This is a genomic window from Marinomonas sp. 63XJN7_9_ISO-PGPR-S23-217, assembly GCF_056173515.1.
On sequence record NZ_CM149678.1, the window covers coordinates 1487501 to 1498742 of the forward strand.

Annotated in this window: 5 protein-coding genes and 2 rRNA genes (1 of these 7 only partly in view); 2 read left to right on the forward strand and 5 right to left on the reverse strand. The window is 41.9% G+C overall.

Translation table 11 applies throughout. The annotated features are described in order from the left end of the window. A 23S ribosomal RNA gene (locus AC0VYI_RS06950) occupies positions 1-1611 on the forward strand; it begins 1283 nt to the left of the window's first position. A 186-nt stretch (positions 1612-1797) separates the two neighbouring features. Further along, a 5S ribosomal RNA gene (rrf, locus tag AC0VYI_RS06955) occupies positions 1798-1912 on the forward strand. Between the two features lie 688 nt (positions 1913-2600). On the opposite strand, the gene AC0VYI_RS06960 is transcribed toward rrf, so the two are convergent. From AC0VYI_RS06960 to AC0VYI_RS06980, 5 genes are all read right to left on the reverse strand, one after another. Then, a complete protein-coding gene (locus tag AC0VYI_RS06960) occupies positions 2601-3704 on the reverse strand; it encodes a TfuA-like protein (protein WP_475448216.1) in 1104 nt (367 codons plus the stop codon). Further along, on the reverse strand, positions 3701-4954 hold the full coding sequence (locus AC0VYI_RS06965; protein WP_475448218.1) for a YcaO-like family protein: 1254 nt from the start codon (positions 4952-4954) through the stop codon (positions 3701-3703). The genes AC0VYI_RS06960 and AC0VYI_RS06965 overlap by 4 nt, the downstream gene beginning before the upstream one ends. 110 nt (positions 4955-5064) lie before the next feature. Further along, positions 5065-5946: a hypothetical protein gene (locus AC0VYI_RS06970; protein ID WP_475448220.1), complete on the reverse strand. Its 882-nt coding sequence runs from the start codon at positions 5944-5946 to the stop codon at positions 5065-5067. A gap of 18 nt (positions 5947-5964) precedes the next feature. Then, positions 5965-10020 (reverse strand): protein kinase domain-containing protein, encoded by a 4056-nt coding sequence (locus tag AC0VYI_RS06975; RefSeq protein WP_475448222.1) that lies wholly within the window; start codon positions 10018-10020, stop codon positions 5965-5967. Next, entirely contained in the window at positions 10017-11075 is a 1059-nt protein-coding gene (locus AC0VYI_RS06980) for an FHA domain-containing protein (protein ID WP_199478757.1), read from the reverse strand. The genes AC0VYI_RS06975 and AC0VYI_RS06980 overlap by 4 nt, the downstream gene beginning before the upstream one ends. Between the last annotated feature and the right edge of the window lie 167 nt (positions 11076-11242).

Consider the following 11242-nt stretch of genomic DNA (forward strand, 5'->3'; position numbering starts at 1 on the left):
AAGACCAAGGTTTCCTGTCCCATGTTAATCAGGGCAGGGTGAGTCGGCCCCTAAGGCGAGGCAGAAATGCGTAGTCGATGGGAAACAGGTTAATATTCCTGTACTTATGTATATTGCGATGGAGAGACGGAGAAGGCTAGGCCAGCACAGCGATGGTTGTCTGTGTTTAAGGTAGTAGGCAAGTGACTTAGGCAAATCCGGGTCACTCTTTAAGAGAGAATGCCGAGAATTGATGACGAGCCCTCTTTTGGGTGAAGTGGTTGATGCCATGCTTCCAGGAAAAACTTCTAAGCTTCAGATATACATGAACCGTACCCCAAACCGACACAGGTGGTCAGGTAGAGAATACCAAGGCGCTTGAGAGAACTCGGGTGAAGGAACTAGGCAAAATGGTACCGTAACTTCGGGAGAAGGTACGCCGGCCGGTGTGAAGGACTTGCTCCGTAAGCACTAGTCGGTCGAAGATACCAGGCCGCTGCAACTGTTTATTAAAAACACAGCACTCTGCAAACACGAAAGTGGACGTATAGGGTGTGACGCCTGCCCGGTGCTTGAAGGTTAATTGATGGGGTTAGCGTAAGCGAAGCTCTTGATCGAAGCCCAAGTAAACGGCGGCCGTAACTATAACGGTCCTAAGGTAGCGAAATTCCTTGTCGGGTAAGTTCCGACCTGCACGAATGGCGTAATGATGGCGGCACTGTCTCCACCCGAGACTCAGTGAAATTGAAATCGCAGTGAAGATGCTGTGTATCCGCGGCTAGACGGAAAGACCCCGTGAACCTTTACTATAGCTTCACAGTGAACTTTGAACCTACTTGTGTAGGATAGGTGGGAGGCTTTGAAGATAGGACGCCAGTTCTATTGGAGCCAATCTTGAAATACCACCCTGGTATGTTTGAGGTTCTAACTCAGGTCCGTAATCCGGATCGAGGACACTGTGTGGTGGGTAGTTTGACTGGGGCGGTCTCCTCCCAAAGAGTAACGGAGGAGCACGAAGGTGTGCTCAGCATGGTCGGAAATCATGCATAGAGTGTAAAGGCAAAAGCACGCTTAACTGCGAGACAGACACGTCGAGCAGGTACGAAAGTAGGTCTTAGTGATCCGGTGGTTCTGTATGGAAGGGCCATCGCTCAACGGATAAAAGGTACTCCGGGGATAACAGGCTGATACCGCCCAAGAGTTCACATCGACGGCGGTGTTTGGCACCTCGATGTCGGCTCATCACATCCTGGGGCTGAAGCCGGTCCCAAGGGTATGGCTGTTCGCCATTTAAAGTGGTACGCGAGCTGGGTTTAGAACGTCGTGAGACAGTTCGGTCCCTATCTGCCGTGGACGTTTGAGATTTGAGAGGAGCTGCTCCTAGTACGAGAGGACCGGAGTGGACGAACCTCTGGTGTTCCGGTTGTCACGCCAGTGGCATTGCCGGGTAGCTATGTTCGGACGGGATAACCGCTGAAAGCATCTAAGCGGGAAGCCTCCCTTAAGATAAGATCTCACTGGGACATAAGTCCCCTAAAGAGCCGTTCGAGACGAGGACGTTGATAGGTTGGGTGTGTAAGTGCTGTGAGGCATTGAGCTAACCAATACTAATTGCTCGTGAGGCTTGACCATATAACACCAAAGTGGTTTTACTGGAGATGGTTCCTGACCATTCCAGCACTTCCTCCTTCCATGGAGGTCGTAAGACACACAAAAGACACAGAATACGATCCGGTTTAATGCTTGATTGTCGCTATTTCAAAATGAATTGTTAAAAGAGACAAGTAAACGAATTTGCGCATTGCGCACAACAGTTTGCTTGACGGTCACAGAGGCGTTGAACCACCTGATCCCATCCCGAACTCAGAAGTGAAAAGCGCCATCGCCGATGGTAGTGTGGGAGATCCCATGTGAGAGTAGGTCGTCGTCAAGCTTTCATTTAAGAAGGCCCTGATAGCTATGCTGTCAGGGCTTTTTTTCGTCTCAAGAAACGTTTTAAACCATCAGCTGGGTTGAACCACCTGATCCCATCTCGGAACTCAGAAGTGGCACTTTATTCGCCGCAGGCGCTTGCCATCGCCGAGGTAGTGTGGGCTTGGTTGAATTAGAAAGTCATGTGAGAGTAGGTCGTTATCAAGATTTAATTTGAGAAAGCTCTGATCAGAAATGGTCGGGGCTTTTTTTCGTCTCAAGAAAATCTAAAAAAGTAAAAGGGGGGAGTCAACCTCCCTAAAAATTAGACACACCTTGCTATCGTATTCGCTTGCGCCTGTTTCGCAGGCTCAACGCGTCTGCGCGAATCCAATAGCAAGGTGATGATTGATCTGAATAGATCTTTTCAAAGGTAGAGCGTTAGGTCAAGGGGCCAATCTCGGAACTCAGAAGTGACTCTTTTTCGCCGCAGGCGCTTGCCATCGCCGATGGTTGTGTGGGCTTGGCTGAATTAGAAAAGTCATGTGATTGGCGATGTCTCGAAGGAACTAGCTAAAGACGTCGGAGGCGCTGTGAAGCAGACCTTGCCATTATATTCTCGCATGCGCCTGTTTCTCGTAGGTTTAACGCGTCCGTGGTAGCACAGGATGGCTTTAGAAGTCATTTTTTTAAGAAGTGTTTCTAGTGCGCTATGAGGGTGTCGCTGCACCTAGTCTAAGTAAGCTTTCATCTGCTATGTGCTCTGGTTTAATTTCTATTTGGTCTGCATAAGCCATTAGTAGAGCTTCTCGTTCAATCCAGCGATCAAATTGTTCGGTCGTTAGTGATAAGGAGACTATTTTATCGCTTACTTTTTCAAATTGGATTTGCCCTTCTTCTGTTACACATCCCCATTGGCTAACGACTTTTTCAAATGCCAGCCGAACCCAAGGCTTATACTCTATACCTATATCCTCTGCATGCTCTAATGCTAAAGCTCTCAGTTTACTCTGGAAGATATTGTATCTTGTATGTTCTGGTGACAGCTGGGAAGGCAAGTCTACTTGTACTTTAGTGAGGCGGGAACGAGAGACATCATTAATGAGGGTTTGCCATGCATCATTTTCTTGTAGGACATAGTTAATTGTTTTTGTAGGAAAGTTATTTAAGTCAATATCGGCAATTTGCTTAATGAGTAATATGGCATCCTTTTCTTTGAGTGACTGACTTTCTGTTTTTAAAAAGGAGGACAATTGTTCCATTTTATCTTGTGTTAGAAGCTCTTTAGCATAGGAGCATAAAGCGTCATGTGAGCGTTCTGGATACCAAAGTGATTTCAGTTTAGATGCTATAGTTTCTGCTTGGGAAGGGGGGAGTATCTCTCTTTCGCATGCGCGAGCAAGGTCATATCGCAGATCAGCCATAGCTCTGGAAACAGATGGATAACCTAACTCCATTGGGCCATGGGTTAGTGCGACTTCGTCGTCGTCTTCCCACTCTCCATTGGCAAATTTTTCAAAAATTACTCCAACCCCAACCATGCCATATGAATGTAGCTCAGACGCCCTGAGAGCGCCCATACTAGAACTTCCATATACATGAATACCGATAGACATAGCGTATAAAATCTCTTTGTGCCACACGGCTGGAACGGATTCAAAAAAGCCATCAATTAATAAGATGATTTTTGGATTATCGCGGGTAGCGAGATAAAGGTCTCCTTGCTTAGCAGGAGAGCGAATATCGGCATCAGGGAGGATTTTCAGTATAGTTTCTTTGCGAACAGTTGGCCCTGCAAATACGATTATGTTCATAGGGCTAGGTCCTTCTTCTGTATATTTTTTTGTTTCTCGGCAAAGTCACGGGCACGTTTCCCATAAACATAAGCAGGTACATCGTGAATACCTTCTAAGCCTGGTGCTATAACACGTACTACCGGAATATCAAATTCAGATTTGGTTAAATCTACCATCATAGGGCGAGGGAGGTTTTGCTGTTCAAGTTTATGAACTAGTAGCATTAGATCTTCCTCTATGGTGTCGTGATTCCAACTTTTAATATTATTAAAATCGACATAGGCAGGCGTGTTCATCAATTGATCTCGAACACGACGCTGATGTTCTATATTTTGTTTAGCCTTATACATGGATAGGCTTGCGTCGTCACGCGACCCAGAGATGAATGTTAGACGGGTTTGTACCGCTTCAGTAATGGCACGCATGATGGCAACGTGCTTGTCTGGATGTGTGCCAGATCCATTCATGGGGTAAAGCTGACGATGCTGACTTTCGTTTTTGTTGATAATAGTTGCTGAGAAGGTGGGAATACCAATATCTGATGTGATATTCCAAACACTGATCATAACGTCCGCTTCTTGTATCTTTCTAATCAGTTCACCGATGTGGAGATTTTTGATTGTAGTTAAATCGACTTTTAGCTGCATATGTTGTGATTCGGACAGTAATGAGCGTAAGGTTAACGCATCCCGCTCGATAAGCTCGCATAAAGCATGGCTGGCAGCTTCTTCACGAGTATTGCCGGAGGCTAAGCCGTTGGTGCTGAGCTGAAAGCACCCACAGCCCGGTGGGAGTGGCAAGGTAAAATCACAGTGAACTAAATCATAAGGAATATAAGTGGTTTGGAAAGATTGCAGAAGTTGAGCTTCTATCCACAAACGACGAGAGTCCGGATCAAAAGCAATCACATCCATTTTAGGCAGCTGATCCAAATTGACTACTGAATGTGATTTGACTAATTCATTGTAAGAGCAAAATCGAGTAGGTAAGTCTATATTTTCTGCATGATAGGTTTCAATCGCTTCCATTGCCGCAGAAGCTTTAGCTGCTTTAATAGAAATTCCTTTGCCTTGAGAGACAGAGATAGCCTTGGCGTTGGGTCGGCAGGCAGTGAATACTGGAATACCGATATCATCTAAGCCTGTGACATTGGCTAGTCGAGTAATTCCCATGGCTGGTAATAAAGGGATAATCTTATCCAGTGTATCCTGCGGTGATACTGTGCGATGGGTGCCAGTGCGATAGGTTTTTATGAGTTTGTTTTTCAAAGAATCACCTAATTATCTAACCGTATTTAAGAATAGAGTGACTAACGATAGGAGCATTAAAATAAAAAAAGAGAGCTAAATAGTCGCTCTCTTTTTGTTATTATTATTTATTATTTTTTAAAAGTTCTTAAGTTGGCAACGTAACAGGTAGAGCCACCACCACCACCTGGGCCGCCAACCATAGTTGTATCATTATCTGTGCTCTCATAGAAATTAGAAGAGAAGGCTTTGAAATCTTTAGCAGATTGTATGTCAAAAGGATTAAGTGCACCAGCTTGGATACCAGCATCTCCATAATAAGTTTGCAGATGCTCTATTTGATCATCTTCATTAGGTATTTTTTCATCCATATCCCATAATGAAATTTTGTCATCATCATAATTATTTATATTATCTTTTATTGTATCTAAAGAGATATAGCAAACTTTATAGTTGTAACAGTTTACATTGTTGTGGGTTTGGTTTATATCATCAAAGAAAGCAATATAAAGGTTTGTTATTGGAGTATCTTTTAGAGATGGTAGATCATCTGAGGGGACTTGTAAAAAACCACTATTTACACAAGGCAGTAATTTGTTAGGTATATGATTTTTATCTGAAGATGGGAGAATTATGTCATCTTTTATTTTGATCATATTTAGTCGGCTCATTTTTAATTGTCGTAAGTCGACAAAATAGCCTGGCTCAAATTTTGATAAGTCTGATATTAAAGGGTTGTTTTTAGAGTTTCTTTTGGCTTCTTTTAAATTCCAAGGGATCACTTTAGAAATAGCTGGCCCAGCTATATTTATAGGATAGACTCCATCTTCACTTAGAAAGAATCTATTAATGTGAGGTGGAAGGTTATCATTGATATATGTGATTTCTTCAATAATTTCTACATTGTCAGGGTTGCTATAAAAGCTTCTAGGGATATAGAGTATATACTCTTTATTTGAGCAATCATACTGTTTTCCAGAGATTAATAGATAAATGTCATTCATTGTTTTCATAACTACTCCTTTTGGTTTTTAAATTAAACATTCTTTCATTGCTGTCTTTTTGAGTTTATTTACAAGATAAGGGTATTGATAGGTGTTTGAAACATCCGCTAGCTGAGAAAGCAATGTAGTAATGGAGGGTGAAAGCGCCATTTGATGAGGGTCTAATAATGTGGCTGCTAGCTCAGCCACTTGATTGATATGGGCTGATCCGTAATTGATGTTCATTCCATATAAAGCAATAGCGTGTAAATGAGATAACCATATAAGAGGATATTCAAAACGTGTCGCTACTTTTTCCCATTGAGCTAGGCTTTGTTCTAAGTGAATAAGTGACTGTTTGTTATTGCCTTCGGAGAAATATGTCCATGACAGGTTTGCTAGTGAAACTGCTGTGTAGTCATCCATTTTTAACTCATGAGAAAGTTGCAAAGAATATTTGGCATACTCTCTGGTACTTTCAGTTTTTCTTAATAACCTACTAGCAACTGTTAGATAGGTATAACATCTTATTTGAATGACTTTGTCTTTTATTTTTTTTGCAGACTTAACAGCCAGATTTAATTTATCTATAGCTTGTTGGCTTTTATTACATAAAATAAGCCCTAGCCCAAGTGAAAAAATTATATAAGTAATTAAATGAAGGTCACTAGATTTTTTTGCCGATTTTAATGATTTTTTTAATGGGATTAAATCTTTTTCTTCGAGTAAATAGCGTTTTTTTCTTAGTTGATATTGAAAGCAAGCATGATAGTATTCGGCGATTTGTTCTTGGTTTTCACTATATGTAATGATAGACTCCATTTCATCTAATATAGGTTTCATTTTATCGGATTTACCTTGCCAATAATAAACATATAGTTGTGCACTTTTTATTTTTAGCCAAATCCTCCACCATTCTGATTTTTTTGACGTTTTGTCAGTCGGGCTATTTTTGAGTGATTCAAAAGCGACATCGTAGCTTTTAAGGGCAAGATCATGTTGATGAACTACTTCATATGTTTTACCTAGAAAAACTTGAGAATCAGCGAGCTTTTCATATTGGCTATTTTTTTCTAATAACTGGATTAGGTCTTCTAAATTATATCGAGCTTTTTCGTGTTGTCCATCTCGATGAAGGCTATCAGATAATCCTTCTAATATTTGAATGAGATGTGTTGTTTGTTCTTCTTTTGTAGAAGTTCCATTAGCACGACAGGTACTAAGAGCCTTTTGATATAGGTGTATTGCATCTTCAACGGCAAAGGTGGTTTCGGCTTCGCTAGCCGCTTGGTAATAGTATTGGCTGGCTTTGTCGTATTGCTGGGCTTTTTCATAGTGTTGTGCAAGGTCGGAAGCAATAAAGCGATCTATATTGTCTGTTATATTGAGGATAGACTCAGCGATAAGTACATGTCGGTCTGGTAGGTTTTGTTTTTCAATGCTGTCGTATGCGGTATCTCGTACAAGGGCATGTTTGAATAGGTAACGGTCACCATCAACATGACGCAGCTGAATAATAAGCTGGTTATCGATTAGCTCTGATAAATCGTTTTGAACTTGCAGTGCACTAAAGTGAGAGGCGGTAACCAGTAGGTTATAGCTAAACTCTCTTCCTATCGCGGCAGCAAGTTGTATGGTGTCCTTGGAATAAATCAGGCCATCGATTTTATTCTGGATAGATTCTCGTAGACTATTTGGTATTTCATCAATTCTTTGGTGATCGACAAATTCTATCAACCCATGGTTTAGCTGTACTAACTTACGGCGCTTAAGCATGGATACCAGCTCTTCAATAAAGAGTGGAATGCCATCGGTACGGGTAACTAAGACTGCCATCACATCTTCGGCAACTGCTGTCCCATCAAATAACGTATTGATGAACTCTTGTGAAGAGTTTTGATTAAGTTGCTCAAGATGGATGCAATGATATTTACCGTCGTCAAAGGCTGATGGTGCAGGTTGGCGTGAAGTGGTAATAATCGTTTGTTTTTGAGCACCGGTTTGTTTGCTTAGGTAGGTGATAAACTCTTGGCTGGTGACATCAGCCCAGTGGATGTCTTCAAATATATAAATATGACCAACAGATTGACTGTATTGAGTCATTTGTTTTTGATAGCTGTTCAGAATGTAGGCCAGCCCTTCAAACAATAATGATTTTTGCTGTTTTGGTTCAATACTGGATAGCTGGCATTGTTCAATATCGTTAATATTGAGCCATGCTGCTAGGAGGGTAGTAATTTCTGTTTTTGAGTCTAAAAAGTCGCCGTTTTCTATTAATTGAGTGAGCTGTTTACCTTGGCTATGTTGTTGATTAAATAGAGCAGTAAGTAGATGTTTTATGACGGATAAAATAGGGAAGAGGGCATTGTTTTGGTGTTCGGGTAGCGCTTGAAAAATATGATGAGTCCTAGTGGATTCTAGCCGCCTGAACTCATGAATAAGCCGTGACTTGCCGATTCCAGCCTCGCCATATATATGGATTATTGTATTAGTACTAAAGGATTTTTCTAGAGAGGCGCGTAAGGTATCTAGCTCTTTGCAACGCCCAACCAATGGATAAGTGTTTCGTACACCACGAATAAAACCAAATGCTTCTATGGATCGCTCGGCGACAAGTTGGGCGTGGTCTTGTTGTGTCGCCTGATGTTCAGAAAATTGATAATAGTTTTCTAATATGGCCTTTGTTTCCATTGAACATAGAATGCTATTGTTACAGGCTTGTCTTGCTAGGGCGCAGGTCTGATGGCTAGCAAAGCCATCTGGTATTTGATTACCATGTTGGGTCAAAATGCCTGAGTGAATACCTATCTTGACGATGTATTGGCATTGATATTTCTCAAGCATAAAGCCTTGCTGTTTAGAAATAGCGCTCATTATTTCAAGTGATGTGCGTGCAGCGAGACGAGAATCATGATCACTTGCTACAGGGTAACCAAAGTAAAATAAAGTTTGATCCCCTAAATGGCCTACGTGAAACCCTCCATAGCGCTGGGCCACATCAATACACTGTTGGCGAGTTGAGTGATAAAGACTTTCTAGCAGCCCCGTTTGCTCTTCTGGGATGTTATGTATTTGGTTTAACGAGAGACCTAGAGCCAACACAGTGATTTGTTTGCGCTCGGTAGAGGGGAGGTACTGTTTGAAAATATGACTAGGGTCATCGCCACGTTGAACGAGTGTTTCCATGTCCTCTTGTATAGCGGGTTTTACTGGTCGAAACTGTCCAACAAGATTGTTGATGACAATTTTGTCGAGTTCTTCAAATAACCCTTGAGCACTTTCAATACGCTCATTCACATTCTTTCTGAGTGTTTTCTGCAGAATATGTCCTAACGGGTGCGATAAAAGAGAACTAGGAATAGCGACGGGCGTATCGCTCAGGTGCTGATGGTACAAATCCGCAATACTAGAACCTGAAACAGCAGGAGATCCTGTCAGCACTTCAATAAAAACAAGCCCCCACATATAGAGATCAGATTGAAACGAAGCAGGCTCTCCTCGGAGTTGCTCCGGTGCACAATAGCTAGGCGTTCCTACAGACTCTTGGGCTAGGGTAATCGTTTTAAAGTCTTCTGAACGCTGGTTAATAGTGACCGTGCTAATACCAAAATCGAGTAACTTAGCGTTTTTTTTCGCCCCCGTTTGTTGCAGCATAATATTAGAAGGCTTGATATCACGATGGATAATACCTTGTTGGTGGGCATGAACGAGCGCATCCAACACTTGCAGCATGATTGGGTAGGCTTCTTCAATGCTTAGAGCACCATGTTGCTGTATATAATCACTCAGATTGGTGCCATCGACATACTCAAAAATACTATATACATTGCTAGATGAGACTTGGCCTTTATCAAGTAATCGAACGATATTGGGGTGGTTGAGTTTAGCAACAAAATGGCATTCTCGTTCAAAACGTTTGATTTGCTGGCTATTTTTCTCGTCTTGCGCTTCTAAATTCACACTCTTGATGGCCACACGCTGGCCTGTATTATGATGGATCGCTAAGTAAACTGTACCAAATCCGCCTTGGCCAATTTTATGTTCGAGTTGGTAGCCTTTCGAGGAAAAAAATGACGCTATTGCATTGTGGGGTGTTGTTTTCATAGTAATTGGTGAATCTCATTTTGAGATTCATGCTGCTTGCCTTTATATATAATGACGTTACTCGTATTGAGCCTTACTTCTCCATGTTGTAACTGGATTAATTCGCATACATCAAGATCCGTGAAGCTAACAACATCACGAATTCGGCTTCTAAGTCGGTGTAAACGAATACGAGTATTTTCCACCTCAATACCTAGGTCTTTGGACAGTTTAGACAAGGCTACCCATCCTCGTTGATTCTCAGCATAGTCCTGCTGTTTATCAGAGATGGCTTGGCGAGCCAAATAGAGTAATAGATACAATTGACTTTGGATTCTATAGCCTTTAATTTCCGCCGTCTGCACTCCATCCATAATGTGCAGTTGGATATCCTCTTCATCATTTGATACGTTGAGTTGAAAGGTCAAGTCTTCCAGTGTTTGAGCGACAGGCAAATACTGACTGGTATTAGACGACATTTGATTAAATTGCATCCGATATTTGTGTTTACCTACTGTTAGAACATCACCATCCATCAGCCTCTTCTTATTTGATAGGGTTTCATTGTCTACCCATATCCAACTTCCTTCATTCCACAGCAAGGTGCTGGTCTCTGACAGAGCATGCAGTGGTTTGTTTAGGCAAATAGGTGTTAATCGCAAGTTCGATTCGACTGGGATCAATAGATCGTGAGGTGAGGTGTTATTGGTGAGGGTGAAGGATCCCACATCTTTAGAGGAAAAGATGATAGTGTCATTTTTATTGAGAGCGTGAGGTCGGCCAGTTTGCAGTTTATGTTCATTTACCCACACGCCATTGGTACTTTTGTCTTCAATGTACCAAGTGTCATCTTGCCAAAAAATGATAGCATGAAGCCGAGAAATACTGTTAGCAGATAGGTGGGTATGGCAGTTATCGGCTCGTCCTAGCGTATGGTAATTGCGTAAATAAATGTCTCGACCTGAAGAAGAAAGTGTACCAGTTTTAATTGGATTGGTTTGACCTGGGACGATTTCTGGAGGGGAAAGATCGGATGTCAAGCCTGACAGCGATTTAACCTGGTCGATATGAGACATAACCCTGACCTCTTTGTAGCTATTTATTTCTCTTAACCATCACCCTCAGAAGGATTACTACTTGAATATTGGAACAGCCGTCAATTTTTGTCTGACAGCCTCACCTTGAGGAGCTGATCAATTCCATGATGTAGTAGTGTTTATAGATTGTTTATCTAGTATGTGTC